Raw genomic sequence first — 23,963 nt, 5'->3', positions numbered from 1 at the left:
CGATGTCCCGGGTGGCGATGCGGCCCTCCTGCAGCCGCGACGCCATAATCCGGCGCCAGCCGCCGCTGACCGTCACCAGCTCGGGCCCCTGGCCGCAATCGCGGATGCCGGAGGTAATGAAATCCTGGCCGATGCGGTGGTTGGTCAGGCCGGGCGCACTGGCAGCCTCGCTGAGCTTGCCGTCCTCAAACCGCCAGATCCGCAGGATCCTGGCCAGGTGCGGACGGTCGATATAGGCGATTTCCACATGCCCGTCGCCATCCAGATCCGCCGCTCCGACGGGGGCCAGCCAGCGGTGGCTTCGGCCGATGTAGGGCGTCTGTGCAATCAGCTCCAGGCGGCCGCCCCGCAATCCGTAGACGGCAATCTGCGCCCCCTTGCTGCGATGGCTGCGCACGGTGATAACTTCCGGAAGACTGTCGCCGTCAAGATCGGCCAGGCGCGGCGCCAGGTCCTCGAACACATGGGCCTGGTCCAAAGTCACGCTGACACCGCACCGGTCCGGCAGCGCCGGGGACCAGTAGCGCAGCGTCTCCGGCTCCAGCGCATCGCCCAGAACCCCATGCCCGTAGCGGCCTGTCAGGTCCTCATAGGCGGCTTCCGCTTCGCCCAGCCGGACCAGCGAACCCTCCACGGTGCCCGGGCTAGAAGACGGATCGGGTCCACAGCCGCCACCTGCCTGCGCCGCAGAGCCCGCCAAGGCCAGCCCCAGGCACAGCGCTGCCCAGGCGCGGCGGGCGGAACCGGGCCGGGCGCGCATCCGCAGACGCCGCGCTGCCGGCCCGGCACGCATCAGATCTGCTTTTCGGGCATATGCACCACCAGGCCGTCCAGATCGTCGGTCACCTTGATCTGGCAGGTCAGGCGCGAACGGGCCGGATCGGGCTCAAAGGCGAAATCCAGCATATCCTCTTCCATGTCGTCCTTGGCGGGCAGCTTCTCGACCCAGTCCGGCGCGATGTACACATGGCAGGTCGAACACGCGCAGGCGCCGCCGCAATCGGCCTCAATGCCCGGAATGTTGTTGTCGCGCGCGCCTTCCATCACGGTCAGCCCGGTGGCGACATCCACAACATGGCTGGTGCCGTTGTGCTCGATGTAAGTGATCTTTGCCATTGTCAGCTCTCTTCCCTTTTCCGGTACTCGGACGACTGTGTAGCCAAGCCCCTGCGCCGGTGCCAGCCCCAATTGCGACCCGGGTCTGCCGCTGCTGGACTTTCCGGCACAATGTTCTATATTTGTTCACTCTGGAAATTTCTCAACCACAGAGCCTGTTTGCCTCATGCCAGCCCCCTCTGCAGCCTCTTCCGCAGCCCCTGCCGCCGCGCAGGCCGGCCGCGCCCGGCCCTGGCCGCGCCCGCCTCATTGCCTGCCTGCCGCCCGCCTGCAGGAGCCGCCGGAAAATGCCCGCGTCACCGTCGCCGGCCTGGTGATCCTGCGCCAGCGCCCGGGCACCGCCAAGGGGGTCATTTTCGTCACGCTCGAGGATGAGACAGGCGTCGTCAACGTGATCGTCTGGCGCAAGATCTACGAGGCGTTCCGCCGCGCGGTGATCTCCGGGCGGCTGCTGCGCGTCACCGGGCGGCTGCAGCGGGCGCATGCGGTCACCCATGTGATTGCCGAAACGGTCGAGGACATCTCCCCCATGCTCGACCTCCTGCTGGCAGAGCAGGGCCGCCAGGGCGATCCGGCCTTTGCGGACGGCAGCGAACTGGGCTAGGCTGCCGCCAAAGCACAAGCGCCCGGCACCGCCCGCAGCGCTGACCGCAGGCACGCTTACATTAGGCACGCTTACATTAGGCACGCTGACAACAGCCACGCTGACAAAGGCATCCGGGCATGACGCCACCCCTCATCACGACCTGCCGGCGTCTCGCGCCCGCGCTGCTGCTGGCCGCCCTGGCGGCGCTGCCCGCCTGCGTTCCGCCGCCGCCCGGCGGCGATGTCACCCGCGCCGGGCGCTATGCCCCGCCCGGCGCGCCGCCCGGCACCTGCTGGAGCAAACACACCTCCCCCGCCGTGATCGAAACCGTCACCAGCCAGGTGCTGGCGGAACCGGCTCAGCTGGACAGCAGCGGCCAGGTCATCCGCCCAGCCATTTTCCGCACCGACACCCGCCAGCAGATCGTGCAGCCGCGGCAGGAGCGCTGGTTCGAGATCCCCTGCCCCGCCAGCATGACGCCTGAGTTCATCCGCACGGTTCAGCGCGCCCTGGCCGCCCGCGGGATCTACGACGGCCCCATTCACGGCCAGATGGACTCCGCCACCCGCACGGCGGTGCAGCGCTACCAGAAGCCGCTGGGGCTGGACAGCGGCACCCTGTCGCTGGACGCCGCCCGCAAGCTGGGGCTGGTCGCAGTGGCAGGCTGAACCACCCGGTTCAGTTCCCCGGTTCCCCGGCGGCCAAGCCTCTGCTAAGCTCCGCCGGACTGGGCTCCAGACGCAAAGAGACTTGGCCATGCTGACAACCCGCCTGCCGGATTCCGGCTTCCTCTCCGGCGCCTCGGGCCCGCTGCGCCGGATGCTGGAGAGCCAGGCCACAGAGGTGCGCCTGCGCCAGGGGGAAGTGCTGTTTGAACAAGGCGATGCGGGCGATGCGCTTTATGCCATTGCCGAAGGCGCGCTGGAGTTCTCGGTGCTCTCCGCTTCCGGCCGCAAGCTGTCGCTCGACATGATGCGCCCCGGCGCGGTGTTCGGCGAAATCACCCTCTTTGACCCGGGCGAGCGCACCGCCACCGCCATCGCCGCCGAGCCCAGCCGGGTGCTGCGCCTGCGCAGCGGCGACGTTCTGGCCCAGATCCGCCAGCACCCGGATCTGGCCGCCGACCTGTTGCGGCTGGCCGGGCAGCGGATGCGCTGGATGAACACCCAATTGAACGAGCAGGTCTTCCTGCCGATGCCGGTGCGGCTGGCGCGCAAGCTGCTGTATCTCGCACCCGAGGGGCGCGACGGACGGGTCGCCCTGTCACAGGCGGAACTGGCTGAATTTGTCGGCGCCACCCGCGAGGCGGTGTCCAAAACCCTGGCCGCCTGGAAGCGCAACGGGCTGGTCAGCATCAGCCGCGGCGGGGTGCAGATCCTCGACCGCACCGAACTGGCCGTGCTGGCGGAGCCGGATTCCATCTAACCCTGCCCGCGGCTGGCAGTTTTTGCGGATTTCAGCACTAAAATCCGCGCACTGTAATCCCGGTCACAGAAGCCCCGGCACTGAGGCAGCATAACCGTTTCATAGACAGCCATTATCCGTTCCATCCCAATGGCTGCCTGTCCAACAAGAGCCATGTGCCCGCCAGCACATGGCTCTTCCCTTTCCTGCCCTCCGTGCCCTCCGCGCCTGCCGCTGCCCGGCAACCGCCGCGCGCAAAAGTTTTCTGAAAACTTTTGCCTAAGACTTTTCAGAAAAGTCTTAGGCCCGGACCGCACAGCAAAGACCGGACAGCAAAAAGGCCGGGCAACCGCCCGGCCTTTCCGGCATAGCCTCAAGGCATCACGCGCCCCGGATCACTCCGCCAGGTTCAGCGCCACAAAACGCGGCTCGCCGCCGCGGCGCACCAGCAGCAGCAGTGACTTGCGGCCTGCCTCTTTGGCTTCCTCGACCCGCGCTTCCAGATCACTGATCGAGGTGACCTTCTGCTGGCCCGCCTCGGTGATCACATCGCCCGCGCGCAGGCCCTTCTCCCAGGCTTCCGACGTCTCATCCACCGACAGAATCGCCAGCCCCTCGACGTCTTCGCCGACATTCAGCTCGCTGCGCATCTGCTCCGTCAGAACACCAACCGACAGCCCCAGAAGCTCTTTCTCGGTGCTGCCCGGCGCATCGCCGCTGCCGTCCGGCTGGGACGACGGCCCGCGCTCCGCATCCTCGCGGCGGCCCAGGGTCACCCGCAGGGTTTCGGTCTTGCCTTCGCGGTAGACCACAACGCGCACGGTCTTGCCGACCTCGGCGTTGCCGACCTGACGCACCAGGCTGCGGGTGTCGCGCACATCGGCGCCATCAAAACTGACGATCACATCGCCGGCCAGAACGCCCGCCTCTTTCGCGGGGCCTTCCGGAACGTCGGTCACCAGCGCGCCGCGGGCCTTTTCCAGCCCGATCGCCTCAGCAAGGTCCGCATCCACATCCTGGATCTTCACACCCAGCCAGCCGCGGCGGGTCTCGCCGAATTCCTTCAGCTGCTCAACCACCCTGACCACCACGTTGGACGCCATCGAGAAGCCGATGCCGATGGAGCCGCCGGTGGGCGACAGGATCGCGGTATTCACCCCGACCACATCGCCGTCCATGTTGAACAGCGGTCCGCCGGAGTTGCCCCGGTTGATCGCTGCATCGGTCTGGATGTAATCGTCATAAGAGCCCGAAAGCTCGCGGTTGCGGGCCGAGACAATGCCCGCCGACAGCGAGAATCCCTGTCCCAGCGGGTTGCCCATCGCAACCACCCAGTCGCCAACGCGCGCAGTGTCGCTGTCGCCGAATTTGACAAACTTCAGCGGCGCCGGCGCCTTGACCTTCAAGAGCGCGATATCGGTGTTGGGATCGGTGCCGATCACCTCGGCCGGCAGCAGCTTCTTGGGCTGGCCTTCGCCGGGGAAGAACTCGATCTCGATCTCATCGGCGCCGTCGATCACATGGTTGTTGGTGACGATATAGCCGTCCTCGGAGATCACAAAGCCGGAGCCCAGCGCCGAGGAGCGGCGCGGCCGGTTGCCATTGCCGTTGCCGTTGCGGTCCTGGAACTCGCGGAAGAAATCCTCAAACGGCGAGCCCTCCGGCACGATGCCCTGCGGCCCGGTGCGCCCCTCCACCACGGTGGTGGTGGTGATGTTGACAACCGACGGGCTCACCCGCTCGGCCAGCGGCGCCAGGCTCTCGGGCCGGGCCATTGCGGTTACCGCCTGCATCAGCAGGACCGCCATGCTCAGCACTGCAAGCCAGATCAGGCGCATCGTCATGCCCCTGCTGCCTGCCTGGCCGGAAATTGCAATTGCCTGTGGCTGCACGGAACTACTCCTTGTCCTGTCTAATTCTTGTTCTCCCCCGGCCCGGCGCAAACACCAGACACGCCCGGGGGAGTCTTATGCACCCAATGTAGGAACTTCCGCCCCGCCCGCAACAAATGTTGCAAGGAATAAAGCGGCTGTGAGCCGGAAATCCGGCCGCAGCCGCGGGCGCAGGCCCTGATGGCGCCACCCTAGCAGGGAAAGTTTGAATTTCCGCTGAAATTCTGCGGGCGCCGCACTGCCTCAGAACCCAAGCAGGAAGGCCAGCCAGACCAGGATCAGCCCCAGTGCCAGCGCCGCCAGCCCGGCGTTGCGGCGCTGCTCCTCGCTCAGCATCCGCAGCATCTCCAGCAGCCGCTCCACAAGCGAAGGGGCCAGTGCGTACACCAGCCCCTCTGCAACCAGCACCAGCCCGAGAGCCAGCAGGACGAATCCCATTACTGCACCGCCGGCTTGCCGCCAGACGATTTCAGGTAGTTGAAGAAATCGGAATCCGGCGACAGCACCATCGAGGAGTTGCTCCCCTGCAGGGCGCCGACATAGGCGTTGAGGCTGCGGTAGAACTCAAAGAACTCCGGGTCCGCCCCATAAGCCGTGGCAAAAATCCCGTTCCGCTCGGCATCCGCTTCACCGCGGATCACCTCAGCCTCGCGTTCGGCTTCCGACACCAGCTCGACCTCGGTCCGGTCGGCCTGGGCGCGGACGCGCTGCGCCGCCTCTTCACCGCGGGCGATCTCATCCGCCGCTTCCCGCTCGCGCTCGGCGCGCATCCGGGCAAAGGTGGCTTCCAGGTTGGCCTGCGGCAGGTCGGTGCGCTTCAGCCGCACGTCGATCACCTCAAGACCCAGCTGGCGGGCCTGGGTGATCGCGCCGTTGCGGATCCGCAGCATCAGCGCGGCCCGGTCCGACGACAGGATGTCGTTGGAGCTGACAGAGCCCAGCACCTCGCGGGTTTGCGCCCGCATGATCTTGTCCAGGCGCGATTCCGCGGCACCGATGCCGCCGGCACCAACCGCCTGGCGGAAGGTATCCACATTGGCAATCCGGTAGCGCGAGAACGCATCCACGATCAGGCGGCGGTCATCCAGCGGGGTGACTTCCAGCGGGCCGACTTCCAGGCTCAGGATGCGGTCGTCGTAACGCACAACGTTGTCGATGACCGGCAGCTTGAACGCCAGGCCCGGCGTCTCCTTAACGTCGACCACCCGGCCAAAGCGCAGCACCAGCGCCTTTTCACGCTCGTCCACGATAAAGACCGCCGACAGCGCTGCAATGCCCAGAACCACAAGGATGGGCAGAAGAAGAGTAGATTTCCGCATCAGTTGCCCTCCTGCTGCTTGCGCAGCTCATTCAGCGGCAGATAGGGCACAACGGCCTGGCCGCCTTCGCCGGTGGTGTCATCCAGGATGATCTTGTCCACACCGCTCAGCACTTGCTCCATGGTCTCCAGGTACAGGCGTTTGCGGGTCACCTCAGGCGCCTTCTGGTATTCCTCCAGAACCGCGCTGAAGCGGCTCGCCTCACCCTGGGCTTCGTTCACCACCTGGGCGCGGTAGGCCTCGGCCTCTTCCAGCGTCTGCGCGGCCTGGCCGCGGGCGCCCGCCAGCTTGCGGTTGGCATAGGCATCGGCCTGTTTCTCAAGCCGGTCACGCTCCTGGCCTGCCGACTGCACTTCGCGGAAGGCGTCTTTCACCGGCTCTGGCGGGTCGGCGCCGTCAAAGTTCACCCGGACGATATTCACGCCGCTGTTGTAGCTGTCCAGCGTCAGCTGAATCAGTTCTTCCAGACGGGCGGTGATGGCGCCGCGGTCGCGGTTCAGGATCGGCGCCAGCTCGGACTGGGCGATGATCTCGCGCATGGCCGATTCCGACACTGCGTTGATGGTGGTGCGCGGGTCGCGCAGGTTGAACAGGAACTGGGCCGGATCGGAGATGTTCCAGACCACCTGGAAATCCACGTCGATGATGTTTTCATCGCCGGTCAGCATCAGACCCGCCTCGCCGCCGCGCGAACCGGCGCCGATGTTCTCGGTCTGCTCGACCCGCACCGGGATCACCTCATAGGTGACCAGCGGCCAGGGGGCAAAGTTCAGGCCCGGCTGGCCGGTGTCCGAATATTCGCCCAGGAACAGTTCTACCGACTGCTCTTCCGGCTTGACGGTATAAATGCTGGCAAAGCCCCACAGAACCGCAGCGGCAACAGCCGCCAGGCCCAGCGTGCCTTTGGTGAACAGCGGCGCGCCGCCGCCCGGGCCGCCGCGTCCACCGCGGCCGCCGCCCTTGCCGCCGCGCCCGCCCATCAGCACGCGCAGCTGCTCCTGGCCTTTCTTCACCAGCTCGTCGATTTCGGGGATCTGAGGCTCATCCGGCTTGCGGCCGCCGCCGCCATTGTTGCCGCCGTTGTTGCCCCGGTTGCCTCCTCCGCCGCCGGAGGAGCCGCCGCCCCCCCATGGGCCACCGCTATTGCCCGCCATTTGTCTCCTATCCGTTTGCTGCCGCCCGTGATCCTTCACGATGGGCGGCATGTGGTGTCAGTTATTGCCGGCGCCGCGTCTTATCTCGAGCGCACCGGAGTCTTCAGCGTTACCAACTCTTCCGACATTGTCGGGTGCACCGCAACCGTGCGGTCGAAATCTTCCTTGGTCGCGCCCATCTTTACGGCGATTCCCGCCAGTTGGATCATCTCTCCCGCACCAGGTGCGACGATATGGCAGCCCAGCACCTTGCGGGTTTCCTTGCTGACGATCAGCTTCATCAGCACCCGCTGCGCCCGTCCGGCAAAGCTTTGCTGCATCGGCTTGAAGGACGTCGCATAGACCTCGACCGGTTCGCGCTCGCCGGCTTCTTCCTCGCTCAGCCCGATGGTGCCCATCTCCGGCTGGGTGAAAATCGCAGTCGGGATCAGCTCATGATCGGGGCTGGTCGGGTTGCCCTTGAACACGGTCTCGACAAAAGCCATCGCCTCGCGGATCGCCACCGGCGTCAGGGCCACCCGGTCGGTCACATCACCGATCGCATAGACCGACGGCACCGAGGTCTGGCTGTACTCGTCAACGACGATCTCGCCGTTGCGGCCACGCTCCACGCCGATCTCTTCCAGGCCCAGGTTGTCCGCATTGGGGTTGCGGCCGGTGGCATACATCACCTTGTCGAACAGGCGCTCCTGCCCGTTGGTCGATTTGACCCGGATCTTGTCCCCGTCCTGGCGCATCTCCAGCACGTTGGTGCCCAGATGCACATCAACGCCCGCCTGGCACATCTCCTCGGAAATCAGCCCGCGCGCCTCGTCGTCAAAGCCGCGCAGGATCTGCGCGCCGCGGTAGTACTGGGTGGTTTTGACGCCCAGCCCGTTCATGATACCCGCAAATTCGCAGGCGATATAGCCGCCGCCGACGATCAGCAGGCTTTCGGGCAGCTTGTCCAGGGTGAACATCTCGTTCGAGGTGACCGCCAGCTCGCAACCCGGGAAGTCCGGCACAGAGGGCCAGCCGCCGGTGGCGATCAGGATATGCTTGGCGGTCTTGCGGGTGCCGTCGGCCAGTTCCACCGTGTGGGCATCGGCCAGCTTGGCGCGCTGGTCAAAGCTTTCGACCCCGTTGTTCTTGAGGATGTTGCGGTAGACGCCTTCCAGCCGGTCCAGTTCGGCGTGCAGCTTGCCCCTGAAGGTATCCCAGTTGAAGCCGCCGGGCTGGATGTCCCAGCCATAAGCCTGGGCGTCCTCCACCATGCCTGCGTATTCAGAGGCAAACACCATCAGCTTCTTCGGCACGCAGCCGCGGATCACGCAAGTGCCGCCATAGCGGTCTTCCTCTGCCAGCGCCACCTTGGCGCCTTCCTGCGCCGCCACGCGGGCTGCCCGCACCCCGCCGGAGCCGCCGCCGATGACAAACAGGTCATAATCAAAGCTCATGAATATCCGCCCTTTGCATGTCTTGTGCTGGTATCCCACAACGGAGCACCAAACGCCATATGCCCAAGTGGGCGTTATTGCGCCGCTTTCAACCTTTTGGCGCGGATTCACGCGGGGTTGTGAACGGGATGGCCGCGGACCGGCAGGCCGCGGAGGGCGCCAATCCCCTGCGCCAAGGCCGCCGTACCCGCAGAAGACGGAATCCGGCGCGATTTCCATCCCGAAATCCAGGTAGGACTTCGGTCCTGTTTCAGACGGCCGCCTTCAATTCACCCGCCCCCGGTTTCCGCGCCGGAAACCGGGGGCGGATTGCTTGCAGGAATTCGCCTTGCAGCGCGGTGGCCTTGCCCCTGAAACAGCAGGGCGCAACCTTGCTGCCCCGTCAGCTCAATCCTGCAGGTCGGTGAACAGGTTGTCGTTCTCGACGAAATCCAGCTTGTCCTTCTCGACGGTGCCTTCGTTGATGTCGCGCACCTCGACCCGGCCGTCGCCATAGCCGATCACCACGGTGTCGCAGATGTCGATGAACAGCCCGTTCTCGATCACCCCGGGGATCTGGTTCAGCACCAGCGCCAGCTGGCGGGCGTTGCCGATGCGGTTCAGGTGCAGGTCGAGGATATAGTTCCCCTCATCCGTCACAAACGGCGCTTCGCCGTTCATCCGCAGCGTGGTGCTGCGGCCCATCACGTCCATCGACACCAGGGTTTCCTCGATCAGCGCCTGACTGCTCTGCCAGCCAAAGCGCAGCACCTCCACCGGCAGCGGAAAGGCACCCAGCGTCTCAACCGATTTGCTGGCGTCCGCAATCACCACCATCTGATCCGAGGCCGTGGCGACGATCTTCTCCTGCAGATGCGCGCCGCCGCCGCCCTTGATCAGGTTCAGGTCGGCATCGAACTCATCGGCGCCGTCAATGGTCATATCCAGCCACTTGGACTCATCCAGCGACACCACGTTGATGCCCACATCGCGGGCCAGCGCGGCGGTGCGCGACGAGGTCGGCACGGCGGTGATCTTCAGCCCGTCCTTCTGCACCATCTCGCCCAGGCAGCGCACCAGCCAGGCCGCGGTGGAGCCGGTGCCCAGGCCGACCCGCATCCCGTCCTCCACCATTTCGGCCGCCCGCTTGGCAGCTACGAATTTCGCCTTGTCGATGGGCGACAGTTCTCCGGTCATGTGTTCGGCTCCGTGAAACGCGTTTGCGGCGGTTATAGGCAGTTTGCCGCCCGTGTGCGAGAGGGGTTTTGCAGCGGCGCCTCCAACAGTGGAAATCCCGGCATTTCGCACTAGTCCTCAAGGCCTGACGGAGGGACATGATGCTGCAATTCGACGAGGAAACCGCCCGCGTGCTGGAGGACGCCTACCGGGGCGCGGATATTTCGCGGCGGCGGCGCGCCAGCTTCGACGCGCTGGCGCCGCAGCCGGGCGACCGCATCCTGGATCTCGGCTGCGGCAACGGCCTGCTGACCGAGGAACTCGCGCGCGCCGTCGGCCCCGCGGGCCATGTGGCCGGGCTGGACGCCAGCCCCGACATGCTCGCCGCCGCCCGCCAGCGGCTGCAGGGGCGGGACAACACCACGCTGACGCAAAGCGATGCCGCCAGCCTGCTGTTTGAGCCGGAAAGCTTCGACAAGGCGGTGTCGGTGCAGGTGTTCGAATACATCACCAGCCGCCGCCCGGTGCTACGCGCGCTTCACAAAGTGCTGAAGCCCGGCAGCCGCCTGGTGATCGGCGACATTCACTTCGATACATTTGCCTGGCACAGCGACAACCGCGCCCGGATGCAGCGGTTTCTGGAGATCTGGGACAATCACCTGGCCGAACGTGCGGTGCCCGCGCGGCTGCCCGAGGAGCTGCAGGACTGCGGTTTTGCGCCGGAAGCGATGCAGCCTGTCACGATCTGCGACACCAGCCTGCGGCCCGACGGCATGGCGGCCATGATGATCCGCCTGATCCGCGCCTATGCGGTGCAGACCGAAGCCACCGACGAAGACGACGCCGCCGCCTGGGCGCAGGAGCAGGAGGAACTGGCGGCAGAGGGCCGGTTCTTCTTCTCGCTCACCCATTTCGTCTGCACCGCCCGGCGGCAGTAGCGGGGAAATGCGCTCGTTAAAACCGGACAGGAACACGGATGTGCCGGCTTACGCCCTTACAGCAAGCGGATAGGCAGAACAGGTTTTCCCGGACCAGCAAGCATCGCTGCAACTCCGATGGTTACGCGTTGTCACCGCAGCCTTCCTGCAGGAAGTCCCGGATCAGGGAGTGGAACAGGGCCGGTTTTTCCAAGTGCACCGCATGGGCGGCACCGGGCACCACTGACAGGCGCACGTTGGGCAGGTTGGTCCACAGCGACTCCACCTGGGGCCAGCGGTAAGAGCGGTCGGAATCGCCCCAGACCACCAGCGTCGGCATGGTCAGCCGCGGCAGCGCCTGCCGCCCGTCCCAGCTTGCCATTGCCCCAAGCGCAGCCAGCGCGGCCTGCGGGCTGGCCTGGGCGCCGACCTCTGTCAGCAGCGGGTAGCCGCGCGCCTTGGTGCCTGATTTGAACCAGGTTGCCCCGATGCGCGCGATGGTTTCTGCCACGCCGTCGGCCAGCAGCCGTTCGCGGGAGACGGTGATGGGTTCGAACCGGTCCGGCATCAGGCCCAGCGGGCCGGTTCCATAGAGGATCAGCTTCTGCACCGCCGCGGGCCGGGCGGCGGCCATTTCCTGAGCAATCATGCCGCCCATGGAATGGCCCATGAGGATGAACTCCGGAACCTTCAGGCTGTCGAGAAGGGTGAGGACCGCCTCTGCCATTGCGGCGATGGTGCTGCAACCGGGCAGGCCGGCGGCGGCGCCAAACCCTGGAAGGTTGGGCGCGATGACATCGTACTCGCCGCTGAAGGCATCGATCTCGCTTTGCCACTGGGCAGCACCGCCCAGATAGCCGTGCACCAGCACCAGAACCGGGCCGGAGCCGGCACGCAGATAGGGGAGGTCCGGCATCAGCGCATCTGCTCCGGCAGCCACAGCGCCACGTCGGGCGACAGGATGAGAATGGAGATGAGCAGGATCATCGCAGCGATAAAGGGCAAACAGCCCATGATCACGTCGCCGATGCTCACCTGTTCGCGGCCGATGGCCTGAATGACATAGAGGTTCAGGCCCACCGGCGGGGTCAGCACCGCAATTTCCATGGTGATGGTGTAGACAACCCCGAACCAGATCAGATCAAAGCCGGCGGCATCCATCAGCGGGTAGATGGTCGGCAGCGTGATAAAGGTCATCGACACCGGTTCCAGGAACATGCCGAGAAGGATGTAGAACACCAGCACGATGGCCAGGACGGTATAGGGCGACAGCTCAAACGACAGGAACAGGTCGGTGAACTGCTGCGGCACCCGGTAATAGGTCAGCACAAAGCCGAACAGCACGCCGGCCGACAGCAGCAGCCCGAGATAGCCCATGGTGCGCATGGTGGCAAAGATGGCGCCCTTGAAGCCCTGCCAGTTCAGGCCGCCGACCCAGAAGGCCAGCACCACGGTCAGGAGCGCGGCAACGGCGGCGGCCTCGGTCGGGGTGGCGATGCCCGCATAGATCGCAACAGTGATCACCAGGCCGATCAGGATGACAGGGCCGATGGTGCTGAGGATCATCTTCAGCGGCATCTTCGCGGCGTCTTCACTGCCGGGGATGTCCTCAGGCTTCATCATGCCCCAGACCAGCACCACCACCACAAAGCTGGAGACCAGGATCAGCCCGGGAATGACACCCGCAATGAACAAATCTCCAATGCTCTGGTCGGTCACGATGCCGTAGAACAGCAGGATCAGGCTGGGCGGGATCAGCACCGACAGGGTGCCGCCTGCCGCCAGAACGCCGCTGGACAGGCGCTTGCCGTAACCCAGCCGCAGCATTTCCGGCAGCGCGACACCGCCGATGGTGAGCGCCCCCACCATCGAGGAGCCGCAGACTGCACCGAAGCCGGCGCTGGCGCCGATGGAACCATAGGCGGCAGACCCCTTGATCCGGACGCCCTGGTGCAGGAACTGGTAGAGGTTGGGGCCGATGCTGGAGCGCCCTATCAGTTCGCCCAGGAAGACGAACAGCGGCACCGCCAGCAGGATGTAGTCGATCCAGACACCCCAGAGCTTCAGCTCAGACGAGACAATGGAGGTTTCCCAGCCCTGGATCTGCCAGAGAAACGGCAGCGACGCTGCCGCCAGGGCAAAGGGGATGGGCAGGCCGATGGTGATGAACATCATCAGCAGGCCCAGCAGGCCGAGGCCGACAGTATACCATTCCATTAGAGGTCTCCCGACGCGGCCGGTGTGCGGATCAGGCGGATCAGACGCAGCGCGGCATAAAGTGAGAACAGCACCAGCGCCGCCGCGCCGGGGGCCCAGAACGCATAGCGGGGCCAGTGCAGGATTTCGGAGGCAACGCCCGAGTTGAACGAGCGGATCGTGGCGCTGACCCCGGCATAGGCAAAGAAGCTGCCGACCCCCAGCATCAGGATGTGGTTCACGATATCCAGAGCCCGGCGGGCGCCGGGGCGGAGCAGCTCCGTGATCATCGTGACCTTGGGAAAGGCGTCTTCGCGCAGCGCGTAGGCAAGGCCGGCAAAGGCGACCGGAAACAGCAGCAGGGCCGTGGCTTCGGTCACCATCCGGTCGGGTTTTCCCAGGCCGTAGCGCACGAAGACACCGTAAGAGATCCACAGCATCTGAACCAGAACCACAGCGGCGCCCGCTCCGGCCAGCCAGACGACTGCACGTTCCACGGCCCGGATCAGGCGGTCTAAACCGTCATCCATGACAGGGCTCCTTGTTGGAGGTGTACAGATCCCGGCGGCGGGCAAGGTGCCGCACCGCCGGGCCGGGGGGAGTCTCAGGGCGCGTGGCTTGCCAGCAGGGAGCGGATGCTGTCGGCCATTTCCGCGCCGCAGGCCTCGTTCACCGTTTCATCCCACTTGGGTTTGACGCTGGCGATCAGGGCCTCGCGCTGCTCGTCGGAAATGGACACCGCCGCGCCGCCGCCCTGCATCACCGCATTGCCGACCTGCTGGTCGACCCAGGCCTCATAGCGCGGCTGCAGCCATTTTTCGGTCTCTGCCGCAGCCGCCGTCAGCGCGGCCTGCTCCTCTGCGGTCAGGGCGTCGAACTTGTCCTTGTTCATCATGTACTGGATGTTGCCGTAGAACAGGTTGGCGTTGACCATGTAGGGCATCACGGTCCACAGCTTCCAGGAGCTGTAGGTGGCAACCCCCATGTTGATGCCGTCCACGACACCGCGTTCGGCCGACTGGAACACTTCCTTGGGCGCCACGAACACCGGCTCGCCGCCCCAGGTCTCGATCATCATGCTGACCAGCGGCCCGATGGAGCGCACCAGCTTGCCGTCAAGCTTGCCGATATCGCTGATCGGCTCTTCGAACCACCATTCCTGATCGTAGGAGTAATTCGAGTTGAACAGCGGCACCAGGCCGGCGTTTGCCGCCTCATCCCGGATCAGCTCTGCGTAGGCAGCATCAAGCCCGGTCTGGTCCTCCAGGCTCACCTCGGCGGGGTAGAGCGAGGTGACCGCGTAGCAAGGCAGGCGGTTGTCGGCGTTGATCCAGCTGATGTCGGAGACGCCGCCCTGAACGGAATCCACGCCCTCGGACCAGCCGTGCAGCGTGGCCGAAGGGAACACTTCAACCTTGACCGAGCCGCCGGTCTTTTCCGCCACCAGCTCCGCAAAATGGGTGAAACCCTGATAGCGGATGTCGGATTCGTTCACATAGGTGCTGAGGCGCAGCGTTGTCTCGGCGGAGGCCGCGCCTGCGGCCAGGGCAGCCGCCAGGGCAACCGCGGATGTTGTCGTTCTGATCATTCGTTCCTCCCATGAAACTCGGGCTTTGTGGCGCCTCTCACGGACGCCGGACCCGTGGCTCCCCCTTTTGGTGATTTTGGCCTGAGGCCCGGGATGCCTGACCGGAAGGCTAGGTGCTGCCGTGCGGGGTTGGCCAACTCAAAAAATACATTAAACTATGCGGAAATCGCATAGATGTTTATTTCCAGTATCTTGCTGCTGGTCTGGAGGGGTCAATTGGATATCAACTGGCTGCGGGACTTTACCTGCCTGGCGCGGACGCTGAACTTTACCCGCGCCGCGGAGGAGCGGAACATCACCCAGTCGGCCTTCAGCCGGCGGATCAAATCACTGGAGATCTGGATGGGGGTGCCGCTGATTAAACGCTCCAGCTACCCGGTGCAGCTGTCCGAAGCCGGCCAGCAATTTTTGCCGGTGGCGCTGGAGCTGATTGCGAACCTCACCGACATCCGCCAGACCCTGCGGGCGCAGGAGCAGGGCAGCACCGCGTTTCAGCGCGTCGCCGTGCTGCATACGATCTCGGTCAATTACCTGTCGCGGCGGATCGCCGAGCTGGAGGACAGCATCCCGAACCTGCGGGTGCGGATCTATTCGGACAACCTGCGCACCTGCTGCCAGCTGCTGTCGGAAGGCACCTGCGATTTCCTGCTGTATTACCGGCACAAGGACGTGCAGCCGGTGTTCGACGAGGCGCAGTTTGCCCGCAAGGATATCGGCGTGGAGCTGATGCTGCCCGTGGGAGAAGCCGCCGCGGCACGCGCCGGGGGATGGGATCTGGACCGCGGCGGGCGCGCGCGGTTCCCCTACCTGGGCTATGATCCCAGCAGTTTCCTGGGATCGGTGGTTGACCAGACCATCGGCAATCGCACCCCGCCCCTGTCGCTGCGCTACATGGATGCGCTCACCGAAGCCATCAAACGCCGGATGCTGTCCGGCAGCGGCATCGCCTGGCTGCCCGAAAGCGTTGTGGCCAGTGAACTTGCCGCTGGCCGGGTTGTTCAGGTCGGCGGGCCCGCGTGGCAGGCAGAGCTGACCTTGTCGCTGTTCTGCTCGCTGGAGCGGCTGGACAAGACCGGGCTGCAGGTTTGGGAAGCGCTATGACAGGCCGGGGCAGTCCGGAGCATCGCCCAGCAGGCGCCAGACTGCTTCCTCCTGACGGCTGCTGCGCCCGGCAAGGCGGATCATCACCACGCTCAGCTCTTCCGCGGGCAGGCCGGGCACCCGCAGCAGGCGGCCGGCCTCAAGATGCGGCCTGACCAGGCTCTGGGGCAGCCAGGCCACGCCGATCCCGTCCAGGGCATATTCACAGGCCGCCAGCGTCAGCGCGGTTTCGGCCTTGGGCAGCAGGACGGTGCCGTCCGGCAGCCTGGGATGAATCGCGTGGCTTGCCACCCGGCCGAGAAATACATCGGACGGATAGGTGATAGCGGGAATCTCCGCCTGCGCCAGCGCGGGCCTAAGGGCGGGCGCAGCCACCGGCACCAGCTGGTCGGTTCCCAATGCGCGGGTGCCGAAGGCATCGGGAAGGGCAAGGTTTCCGCCGCCGGTCCAGTCATAGGCGACGGCGAAATCCGCGTCGCCTGACAGCAGCTGCATCAGGCAGGCATCGCGGTTGCCGGAACGCACCCGCACGGGCTGGTTCTGCGCGGACGTCAGCAGTTTCACGATCCAGGGCGAAATGGTTGCCGTGATCGCGTGCTGGCAGGCAAAGGCGACGCCGCGGCCGCCGCTTTCTGCTGAGATCTTCAGATCATGCTCAAGACGGCGCAGGCGTGCGCTCAGCTCGCGCAGTTCAGGCTCCATCGCCATCACGCCGGGCAGGATCGTCACCGGCTTGCGGGAGCGGTCGAACAGAACGGCGCCAAGGCGGGTTTCGATACCCCGCACCCGCCGGGTAAAGGCGGGCTGGGTCAGCAGGCGCTGCTCTGCCGCGCGCGCCAGGGAGCCGGTGTCAATCACCGCAAGTATGTCGTCGATCCAGTCCAGCTGCATGGAAGCAGATTACTTGGAAATACCTGCAACATGCAAGAACGGCAATTTACGGTGCGAATTTTGCATTAGTTTACCGTGCTGAGGCTGGGTAACTTGCACCAAATCCACGTTAGGAGAGACCCATGCATCTTGCCCGCTTCCCACGCCGTTTCATCGCGCATCTGCCCACGCCGCTGGAGCGGCTCGACCGCCTGAGCAAGGAACTGGGCGGGCCTGAGATCTGGATCAAGCGGGACGATTGCACCGGCCTGTCCACCGGCGGCAACAAGACCCGAAAGCTGGAATTCCTGATGGCCGAGGCAGAGCTGGAGGGGGCCGATATGGTGATGACCCAGGGCGCCACCCAGTCCAACCATGCCCGCCAGACCGCCGCTTTTGCGGCCAAGCTGGGCATGGACTGCCACATCCTGCTGGAGGACCGGACAGGGTCGGACAACGCCAATTACAACAACAACGGCAATGTGCTGCTGGACCACCTGCATGGCGCCACCACTGAAAAACGCCCGGGCGGCCTGGACATGAATGCCGAAATGGAGGCCGCGGCCGAGACGCTCCGCGCAGACGGCAGGAAGGTCTATACGATCCCTGGCGGCGGCTCCAACCCGACCGGCGCGCTGGGGTATGTGAACTGTGCCTTCGAGATCCTGCAGCAGGCCAATGCGGGCGGGCTGAGGATCGACCATATCGTGCATGCCACCGGTTCTGCCGGCACCCAGGCAGGGCTGATCACCGGCCTGAAAGCGATGAACGCGCAGATCCCGCTTTTGGGCATCGGTGTCCGGGCGCCCAAGCCCAAACAGGAAGAGAACGTTTATAACCTGGCCTGCGCCACAGCGCAGAAACTCGGCTGCGCCGGGGTGGTCCAGCGCGAGGATGTTGTCGCCAACACCGATTACGTCGGCGAGGGCTACGGCATCCCGACCGATGGCGGCCTGGAAGCGATCCGCATGTTCGCGGAACTGGAGGCGATCCTGCTTGATCCGGTCTATTCCGCCAAAGGGGCTGCAGGCTTCATCGACCTGATCCGCAAGGGGCATTTCAAGAAGGGCGAGCGGGTGGTCTTCCTGCACACAGGCGGCGCGGCGGCGCTGTTCGGATATGATGCCGCCTTTGATCACAAGGCCCGCTGGGCATCCTGATCCGCCTCCTTCTGTGCGGTCCGCCAACATAGGGCCGCACATTTCCTGAAGAATGCCGCGCCTGCCCCATGACCGGGGTCAGCGCGTGCATTTGCACCTCCGTTCGGGGAGAGGCCAATGACTCCGGCGATCAAATCGCACTGGGACAGCCATTCCGGCGGCATACTGCTCGTCTGCGTGATCGCCGCTGCTGCAACATTCCTGTCCGAGCACTATGGCGCGCCTGTAATGCTGTTTGCGCTGCTGATAGGGATGGCCTTCCATTTCCTGAACGGCGATCCGGCATTCTCGCCCGGCCTGGAGTTTTCTGCCAAGACCCTGCTGCGCATTGGCGTCGCTCTGCTGGGATTGAGGCTGAGCATTGGCGATGTGGAGAGTGTGGGGCTGAGCGCGGTGGCCGCAGTGGCCGGATTTGTCATTGCCACCCTGGCCTGCGGGGCTGCTTTGTCCTTCCTGTTAGGCCGCCGCCTTGCTTTCGGCCTTCTTGCCGGCGGATCCGTGGCGATATGCGGGGCCTCCGCCGCGCTTGCCATTGCGTCCGTTCTGCCTCCGCGCAGCGGCCGCGAGCAGGACACCCTGTTCGTCGTGATCGGCGTTACCACCCTTTCGACAATCGCCATGATTGTCTATCCGGTCCTCTTTGCCGCGCTGGGGATGAGCGATCTGGAAAGCGGTTTCCTGATCGGCGCCACCATCCACGATGTCGCACAGGTGGTTGGGGCTGGCTATTCCATCGGCGAAGAAGCCGGGGTCATTGCCACCTTTGTGAAGATGGTCAGGGTGGCATTGCTGCCCGTGGTGATGCTTCTCGTCATGGCCAGCTTCCGCGGCGCACAGACCCAAAGGCTGTCGCTGCCGTGGTTCCTTGTTCTGTTTATTGCCCTGGCGGTTCTTGCCAACACCGTGCCAGTGCCGCAGGGACTATCCGATGCGGCAGGCGCACTGTCGCGCTGGTGCCTCGTCATCGCCATCTCCGCACTCGGCGTGAAGACCAGCCTCGCCACGATCCTGAAGGTGAAACCCAGCTACGGTATCATCCTGCTTGCCGAGACGCTGTTTCTCCTCGCCTTGGCGGTCGCCTTTGTCATTGGCTTCGGTTTGTAAGCGCGAGCGATCAAAGCTCTGCAGAAAACCTCAAAGTTGCCCGCAGGACCTCTGCCGCGTCATTCTCTGACGGGCGGCAAGTCCTGCCGCTTTACAGCCAGCAACAACGGACAAGCCTGCCGGACGTGCTGCTGCCGGCGCAAACAGCAGGAAATCCACACGTCCGCTCAGGGCTCTGAACCACCTTCCGCCGCGGTGGGCCGCAGGCGTCTCTCCGCCGCTCAAGGCCCTGCCTGGCAAACATGCATCACAAAGGCGGGTTTCCTATTGGAAACGCCGGAAACGGACACATATTCCGCGCGTCTGCGTCATACTATTGCGCCATGAAACCCGAATACCGCCTCCACTATGCCCCCGACAACGCCTCACTGGTCATCCGGCTGGTGCTGGAGGAGCTTGGCCAGCCTTATGAAACCGTTCTGGTCGACCGCAAGGCGCAGGCGCAAAACAGCGCCGAATACCGGGCGTTGAACCCGAACGGGCTGATCCCGGTGCTGGAAACCCCGGACGGTGCGGTGTTCGAGACCGCCGCCATCCTCCTGTGGCTCTCCGAACGCCACGCCGCGATGGCGCCGCAGCCCGGCAGCACGGATCGCGCGGTGTTCCTGAAATGGCTGTTCTTCGCCTCCAACACCCTGCATGCCGACCTGCGGATGCTGTTCTACCCGGATAAATACATCGGCGATGCAAAGCCCCATCAGGACCAGCTGCAAACCGTGCTGCGCCAGCGCCTGCACCGCCACCTGACCCATCTCGACCAGGCCGCCGCCGCCCGCCCCGCCTGGCTCGGCGCGCCGCAGCCCTCTGTGCTGGACTATTACCTGGCCTGCCAGTTACGCTGGATGGCGCTCTACCCGGCGCAGGCTAACAAATCCTGGTTCACCCTGGCCCATTACCCCAGCCTGCAGCGCCTCTGCGCCGCGCTGGAGCACCGTGCCGCCGTTGCCGAGTCGCGCGAGGCCGAGGGCCTCGGCGCCACCCCGTTCACATCCCCGGCCTACGCCAATCCCCCAGAAGGATCAGCCACCTAATGTTCCTCTCCGTTTTCGACATGTTCAAAGTGGGCATCGGCCCGTCGTCCTCCCACACTATGGGGCCGATGGTCGCCGCCGCGCGCTTCCTCGACATGATGCGTGCCTCGCCGTTTGAATTCCACGGGCTGCGCGCCTCGCTGCACGGCTCGCTCGCCTTCACCGGCGTCGGCCACGCCACCGACCGCGCCACCATCCTCGGCCTCGGCGGCTTTGTCGCCCATGACTATGATGACGAGAAGGCAGAGGCCTTCCTGGCGGAGCTGGCGAAGACCCATAAGATGCACCCGGAGGGGCTGGGCGAGCTGCACTTCGACCCCAAGGCCGACATGATCTTCGACTACGATCACGCGCTGCCGGGCCACGCCAACGGCATGATCCTGATGGCAACCGACGCCCAGGGCGACGTGATCCTCAAGCAGGTGTTCTACTCGATCGGCGGCGGCTTTGTCGTCACTGAGGAGGAACTGGCCGCAGGCAAGGCGACCGACGAGGGCGACCCGGTCCCCTACCCGTTTAAATCCGCGGCCGAGATGCTGGAAATGGCCAAGGCCAGCGGCAAGTCGATTGCCGACATGAAGCGCGCCAACGAAATCTCCCGCGGCTGCTCCGAGAGCCTCGCCAAGGGCACCGCCCGCATCTGGCAGGTGATGAACGACTGCATCAACCGCGGGCTGGAGCGCGACGGCATCCTGCCCGGCGGATTGAAGGTGCGCCGCCGCGCCAAGGGCATCTATGACGCGCTGATGGCAGAACGCGGCCTGAATCAGACCGCGCCGCACACCATCAACGACTGGATGAGCGTTTACGCGATGGCGGTGAACGAGGAAAACGCGGCTGGCGGCCAGGTTGTGACCGCCCCCACCAACGGCGCCGCAGGCACCCTGCCGGCTGTGATCCGCTATTACCTCGACCACGTGCCCGGCGCGTCGGAGGCCCATGTCGAGGATTTCCTGCTGACCGCCGCCGCCATTGCCGGCCTCGTGAAATACAACGCGTCCATATCGGGTGCCGAGGCAGGCTGCCAGGCAGAGGTCGGCTCTGCCTCAGCAATGTCCGCCGCGGGCCTCTGCGCGGTGATGGGCGGCACGCCCGAACAGGTGGAAAACGCGGCTGAAATCGCGCTGGAGCATCATCTGGGCATGACCTGCGACCCCGTGAAGGGCCTGGTGCAAGTCCCCTGCATCGAGCGCAACGGTCTGGCGGCAATCAAGGCGGTCTCCGCCGCCTCGCTGGCCTTGCGCGGCGACGGCCAGCACTTCGTGCCGCTGGACGCCTGCATCGAGACCATGCGCCAGACCGGCGCCGACATGCACGACAAGTACAAGGAAACCTCTCTCGGCGGCCTGGCGGTGAACGTGCCGAACTGCTGAGGTTCCGGGCTCCTTAGGGACACCCTCTTGGGCCGTGGCGCGCAGCGGCACGGCCCGCGCCTGACCTTCCCGTCATGCCGGAGACATGCTTTCAGCATGACGAAGGCGCATTCGCGCCCTCCCAAGGGCAGGCCCGCGCCTTGTGGTGCGGGACGCGGCAACTGGCGCGCGTTCCTTGCAAAGGGACGCAACGTCTCTCCTTCTCCCGCAACTCCAGCTTGCGCCGTTTACCGTGCAGGCCTAGCCTGCCGCCATGACACAGGACCGGCCCCTCCTCGGCATCGCCTTGATGCTGGGCTTCTGCATGGTGATCCCGCTGGGCGACGCCATTGCAAAACTGCTGACCAACCGCGTGCCGGTTGCCCAGATCGTCTTCATCCGTTTTGCCGCCCAGGCCGCGATCCTGCTGCCGCTGGCGCTGGCCCTGCGCCTGCCGCTCAGCCTGTCGCGCCGGGTGGCGCCGCTCCTGTTCCTGCGCACGCTGCTGCAGATGGGCGGCATTGCCGCCATGTTCACCGCCTTCCGCTACCTGCCGCTGGCCGATGCGGTGGCAATTGCTTTCGTGATGCCCTTCCTGATGCTGCTCTTGGGCAAATTTGTCCTGCACGAGAACGTCGGCCTGCACCGCCTCGGTGCCTGCGTGGTTGGCTTCTCCGGCACCCTGCTGGTCATTCAGCCCAGCTTCGCCGCCGTCGGCTGGAACGCGCTCTGGCCGCTCTTGGTGGCGGTGATCTTTGCCCTGTTCATGCTGATCACCCGCAAGATCGCCAAGGAGACCGATCCCATCTCGGTCCAGGCGGTGGCGGGCGTCATGGGCACGGTGCTGCTGGCCCCGGTGCTGCTGATCGGCGATGCCGCCGGCGTTGCCGCCCTTTCCACCGCCCTGCCGCCGCAGGACACCTGGAGCCTCTTGGCCGCCGCAGGCGCCCTCGGCACCGTCGCCCACCTTCTCATGACCTGGAGCCTGCGGTTCGCCCCCACCTCCACCCTCGCCTCGATGCAATACCTGGAGATCCCGGTGGCGGTGTTCTTCGGCTGGCTGATCTTTGCGGAACTCCCCAACACGCTCGCCGCCTTCGGCATCCTGCTGACCATCAGCGCGGGCCTCTATGCAGTGATGCGCGAGCGCAAGCCCTCCGAAACCGAAGAGCGCATCAACCCCGCCTGAGATCCCGCCTGAGATCCTGCCTGAAATCCAGCCTCAGCGCGCGCAGCACCTCCGCCAGCAGCCGCCGCGGCACAATCGCCAGCAGGCCCGGCCCGTCCGGCAGCAGCCGCACCGGACCCAGCGCCCGGTTCGAGGTGCCGATCCGCCCCATCGGCGACATCACCAGACCCTCGATCGGCCACTCCAGCCCCTCCGAACGCCCCGTCGCCTCCTGCATCGGGAACAGCGAAATCACCTCGCCCGCCCGGGCCGGCAGCGCCACCTCATGCGTCAGGTGAAAGATCACTTCGGTTTCGCCAATCAGCACGCACGGCGTCTGATGCCCCTGCACCAGCGTGCTGAACGCCGCCAGCTGATGATCCACCCGCGCCCCCAGGAACCCGACCGCCAGCACCGCCGGCGCCGCAATCGAGCGCAGCGCCTTGTCGAAATCGGTGCTGTCCTGCTCCGCCACCGGGTGCAGCGCCTCCGGCGGCAGCTGCGCCCGCACGTCCTCGCTCAGCGAGTCGAAATCCCCGATCACCGCCTGCGGCCAGTATCCCGCCGCCAGCGCCGCCGCCGCGCCGCCGTCCGCCGCCACCAGCTTGGGCGCCAGCGCCAAGGCCTCCGCCAGCGCGCCAGTGGCGATTTCACCGCCGCCAATCAGGGTGATTGGTTCCGGTGCTTCAACAATCAGTCTGTCCATTCGGCATATTCCCGCCTGTTTTGGAAACAGGTCACAATCTGAACACAAAATGATACGATCAATTGCACGGATTCGAGCAAAATTGGTCCTTCCAGCCAATAAGGTGAATGGCAACAGATGTGGCGAAGACGAGCGAGCTGATGGTACACAACAACAAAGTCTTGACGGTATCCTATGGAACCTTTTCCTGCACATTGGAAGGGTTCGAGGACTCGTTCGGCACGATGAAGGCCATCGCTGAGTATTTCCGCGACCTGGCAGCGGATGACCGTTACTTCGGCGCAGAGCCGCCGCAGCCCGATGCCGACATGCTGGCCCGCATTGCCCAGCGCGAGATCGCCCGCCAGGTCGAGGCCCGCACCAGCGACGGCGGCATCCACCTGCGCGCCGCCACCCCGGCGCTCGGCGCCGCCGCCGCACCGGCTCCGGCGCCTGCCGCCGAACCGGCGGCAGAGCAGCCCGCCCCTGCCCCGGCAGAAGAACCGGCAGCCGCACCGGAGGCAGCGCAGCCCGCCTCCACGCCGGAACCGGTTGCAGACACCGCCGCGGACGAAGCAGACACCCAGACCGTCGAAGCCGCCGCAGCAGCAGCAGCGGACGAAGCAGCCGCGGTCGACGCAGCTGAGCACGCCGCAGAAGAAACCGCCGAAGCCGAAGCCGAAGCCGAAGCCGAAGCCGAAGCCGAAGCCGAAGCCGAAGCCGAAGCCG

General features: G+C 65.4%; 24 protein-coding genes and 1 pseudogene. 11 read left to right on the top strand and 14 right to left on the bottom strand.

Features of this window, described 5'->3' with window-relative positions; genetic code table 11:
- Both ACTRWG_RS19895 and ACTRWG_RS19890 read right to left on the bottom strand, forming a co-directional pair.
- Positions 1 to 793, bottom strand: a 793-nt coding sequence (locus tag ACTRWG_RS19895) for an FG-GAP repeat domain-containing protein (RefSeq protein ID WP_462829835.1), incomplete at its 3' end; no start/stop codon positions are given.
- Complete coding sequence (locus ACTRWG_RS19890; protein WP_027234720.1) at positions 793 to 1,116, bottom strand: 2Fe-2S iron-sulfur cluster-binding protein; 324 nt, start codon at positions 1,114 to 1,116, stop codon at positions 793 to 795. The genes ACTRWG_RS19890 and ACTRWG_RS19895, both read right to left, overlap by 1 nt.
- Before the next feature lie 166 nt (positions 1,117 to 1,282).
- Between ACTRWG_RS19890 and ACTRWG_RS19885 the strand changes: the two genes are divergently transcribed.
- From ACTRWG_RS19885 to ACTRWG_RS19875, 3 genes are all read left to right on the top strand, one after another.
- Positions 1,283 to 1,720 (top strand): OB-fold nucleic acid binding domain-containing protein, encoded by a 438-nt coding sequence (locus ACTRWG_RS19885; protein WP_027234721.1) that lies wholly within the window; start codon positions 1,283 to 1,285, stop codon positions 1,718 to 1,720.
- 119 nt (positions 1,721 to 1,839) lie between these two features.
- A complete protein-coding gene (locus ACTRWG_RS19880; protein WP_027234722.1) occupies positions 1,840 to 2,370 on the top strand; it encodes a peptidoglycan-binding domain-containing protein in 531 nt (176 codons plus the stop codon).
- An 88-nt stretch (positions 2,371 to 2,458) separates the two neighbouring features.
- Entirely contained in the window at positions 2,459 to 3,127 is a 669-nt protein-coding gene (locus ACTRWG_RS19875) for a Crp/Fnr family transcriptional regulator (protein ID WP_027234723.1), read from the top strand.
- 374 nt (positions 3,128 to 3,501) lie between these two features.
- Here the strand turns inward: ACTRWG_RS19875 and ACTRWG_RS19870 are convergent, their stop codons facing one another.
- The 6 genes from ACTRWG_RS19870 to rpiA all read right to left on the bottom strand — a co-directional run bounded on the left by ACTRWG_RS19870 (position 3,502) and on the right by rpiA (position 10,083).
- Positions 3,502 to 4,950 carry a Do family serine endopeptidase gene (locus ACTRWG_RS19870; protein ID WP_245597331.1) on the bottom strand — a complete coding sequence of 483 codons (1,449 nt, stop codon included), beginning with the start codon at positions 4,948 to 4,950 and terminating at the stop codon, positions 3,502 to 3,504.
- 291 nt (positions 4,951 to 5,241) lie between these two features.
- On the bottom strand, positions 5,242 to 5,436 hold the full coding sequence (locus ACTRWG_RS19865; RefSeq protein WP_027234725.1) for a DUF2065 family protein: 195 nt from the start codon (positions 5,434 to 5,436) through the stop codon (positions 5,242 to 5,244).
- Complete coding sequence (gene hflC, locus ACTRWG_RS19860) at positions 5,436 to 6,317, bottom strand: protease modulator HflC (RefSeq protein ID WP_027234726.1); 882 nt, start codon at positions 6,315 to 6,317, stop codon at positions 5,436 to 5,438. Before hflC ends, ACTRWG_RS19865 begins: the two co-directional genes overlap by 1 nt.
- Positions 6,317 to 7,471: an FtsH protease activity modulator HflK gene (gene hflK, locus ACTRWG_RS19855; RefSeq protein ID WP_027234727.1), complete on the bottom strand. Its 1,155-nt coding sequence runs from the start codon at positions 7,469 to 7,471 to the stop codon at positions 6,317 to 6,319. Before hflK ends, hflC begins: the two co-directional genes overlap by 1 nt.
- A gap of 80 nt (positions 7,472 to 7,551) precedes the next feature.
- Complete coding sequence (gene gor, locus ACTRWG_RS19850) at positions 7,552 to 8,907, bottom strand: glutathione-disulfide reductase (RefSeq protein ID WP_027234728.1); 1,356 nt, start codon at positions 8,905 to 8,907, stop codon at positions 7,552 to 7,554.
- A 387-nt stretch (positions 8,908 to 9,294) separates the two neighbouring features.
- Entirely contained in the window at positions 9,295 to 10,083 is a 789-nt protein-coding gene (gene rpiA, locus ACTRWG_RS19845) for a ribose-5-phosphate isomerase RpiA (RefSeq protein WP_462829834.1), read from the bottom strand.
- A 140-nt stretch (positions 10,084 to 10,223) separates the two neighbouring features.
- On the opposite strand from rpiA, the gene ACTRWG_RS19840 reads away from it, so the two are divergent.
- Positions 10,224 to 11,000, top strand: coding sequence for a methyltransferase domain-containing protein (locus ACTRWG_RS19840; RefSeq protein WP_027234730.1), 777 nt, complete (start codon positions 10,224 to 10,226; stop codon positions 10,998 to 11,000).
- A gap of 121 nt (positions 11,001 to 11,121) precedes the next feature.
- On the opposite strand, the gene ACTRWG_RS19835 is transcribed toward ACTRWG_RS19840, so the two are convergent.
- The 4 genes from ACTRWG_RS19835 to dctP all read right to left on the bottom strand — a co-directional run bounded on the left by ACTRWG_RS19835 (position 11,122) and on the right by dctP (position 14,763).
- A complete protein-coding gene (locus ACTRWG_RS19835) occupies positions 11,122 to 11,895 on the bottom strand; it encodes an alpha/beta fold hydrolase (RefSeq protein WP_027234731.1) in 774 nt (257 codons plus the stop codon).
- Entirely contained in the window at positions 11,895 to 13,196 is a 1,302-nt protein-coding gene (locus tag ACTRWG_RS19830) for a TRAP transporter large permease (RefSeq protein ID WP_027234732.1), read from the bottom strand. Before ACTRWG_RS19830 ends, ACTRWG_RS19835 begins: the two co-directional genes overlap by 1 nt.
- Entirely contained in the window at positions 13,196 to 13,705 is a 510-nt protein-coding gene (locus tag ACTRWG_RS19825) for a TRAP transporter small permease (protein WP_462829833.1), read from the bottom strand. The genes ACTRWG_RS19830 and ACTRWG_RS19825 overlap by 1 nt, the downstream gene beginning before the upstream one ends.
- Positions 13,706 to 13,779: 74 nt before the next feature.
- Positions 13,780 to 14,763, bottom strand: a complete 984-nt coding sequence (gene dctP / locus ACTRWG_RS19820; RefSeq protein WP_259958800.1) for a TRAP transporter substrate-binding protein DctP — start codon at positions 14,761 to 14,763, stop codon at positions 13,780 to 13,782.
- Positions 14,764 to 14,979: 216 nt separating this feature from the next.
- Between dctP and ACTRWG_RS19815 the strand changes: the two genes are divergently transcribed.
- Positions 14,980 to 15,864 carry a LysR family transcriptional regulator gene (locus tag ACTRWG_RS19815; protein ID WP_462829832.1) on the top strand — a complete coding sequence of 295 codons (885 nt, stop codon included), beginning with the start codon at positions 14,980 to 14,982 and terminating at the stop codon, positions 15,862 to 15,864.
- On the opposite strand, the gene ACTRWG_RS19810 is transcribed toward ACTRWG_RS19815, so the two are convergent.
- Entirely contained in the window at positions 15,859 to 16,755 is an 897-nt protein-coding gene (locus tag ACTRWG_RS19810; RefSeq protein WP_027234736.1) for a LysR family transcriptional regulator, read from the bottom strand. The genes ACTRWG_RS19815 and ACTRWG_RS19810 overlap by 6 nt on opposite strands.
- A gap of 122 nt (positions 16,756 to 16,877) precedes the next feature.
- Between ACTRWG_RS19810 and cuyA the strand changes: the two genes are divergently transcribed.
- The 5 genes from cuyA to ACTRWG_RS19785 all read left to right on the top strand — a co-directional run bounded on the left by cuyA (position 16,878) and on the right by ACTRWG_RS19785 (position 22,570).
- A complete protein-coding gene (gene cuyA, locus ACTRWG_RS19805) occupies positions 16,878 to 17,894 on the top strand; it encodes a D-cysteate sulfo-lyase (RefSeq protein WP_027234737.1) in 1,017 nt (338 codons plus the stop codon).
- Positions 17,895 to 18,011: 117 nt separating this feature from the next.
- The gene (locus ACTRWG_RS19800; protein WP_027234738.1) at positions 18,012 to 18,998 is read left to right on the top strand and encodes a YeiH family protein; all 987 of its coding nucleotides are present in this window, start codon (positions 18,012 to 18,014) and stop codon (positions 18,996 to 18,998) included.
- A gap of 323 nt (positions 18,999 to 19,321) precedes the next feature.
- Entirely contained in the window at positions 19,322 to 20,029 is a 708-nt protein-coding gene (locus tag ACTRWG_RS19795; RefSeq protein WP_027234739.1) for a glutathione S-transferase family protein, read from the top strand.
- Complete coding sequence (locus tag ACTRWG_RS19790; RefSeq protein ID WP_027234740.1) at positions 20,029 to 21,402, top strand: L-serine ammonia-lyase; 1,374 nt, start codon at positions 20,029 to 20,031, stop codon at positions 21,400 to 21,402. The genes ACTRWG_RS19795 and ACTRWG_RS19790 overlap by 1 nt, the downstream gene beginning before the upstream one ends.
- Positions 21,403 to 21,655: 253 nt before the next feature.
- Entirely contained in the window at positions 21,656 to 22,570 is a 915-nt protein-coding gene (locus ACTRWG_RS19785) for a DMT family transporter (protein WP_027234741.1), read from the top strand.
- Here the strand turns inward: ACTRWG_RS19785 and ACTRWG_RS19780 are convergent.
- On the bottom strand, positions 22,557 to 23,255 hold the full coding sequence (locus ACTRWG_RS19780; protein WP_027234742.1) for a thiamine diphosphokinase: 699 nt from the start codon (positions 23,253 to 23,255) through the stop codon (positions 22,557 to 22,559). The genes ACTRWG_RS19785 and ACTRWG_RS19780 overlap by 14 nt on opposite strands.
- Positions 23,256 to 23,362: 107 nt before the next feature.
- Between ACTRWG_RS19780 and ACTRWG_RS19775 the strand changes: the two are divergent.
- Positions 23,363 to 23,963 (top strand): annotated as a pseudogene (locus tag ACTRWG_RS19775) (chemotaxis protein CheA); the annotation flags it as partial.

It is taken from the genome of Leisingera sp. G5_S3_59_S7, from assembly GCF_054968485.1.
The sequence above is the reverse complement of the archived record's forward strand: the minus strand, read 5'-3'. Positions and strand labels throughout refer to the sequence as shown.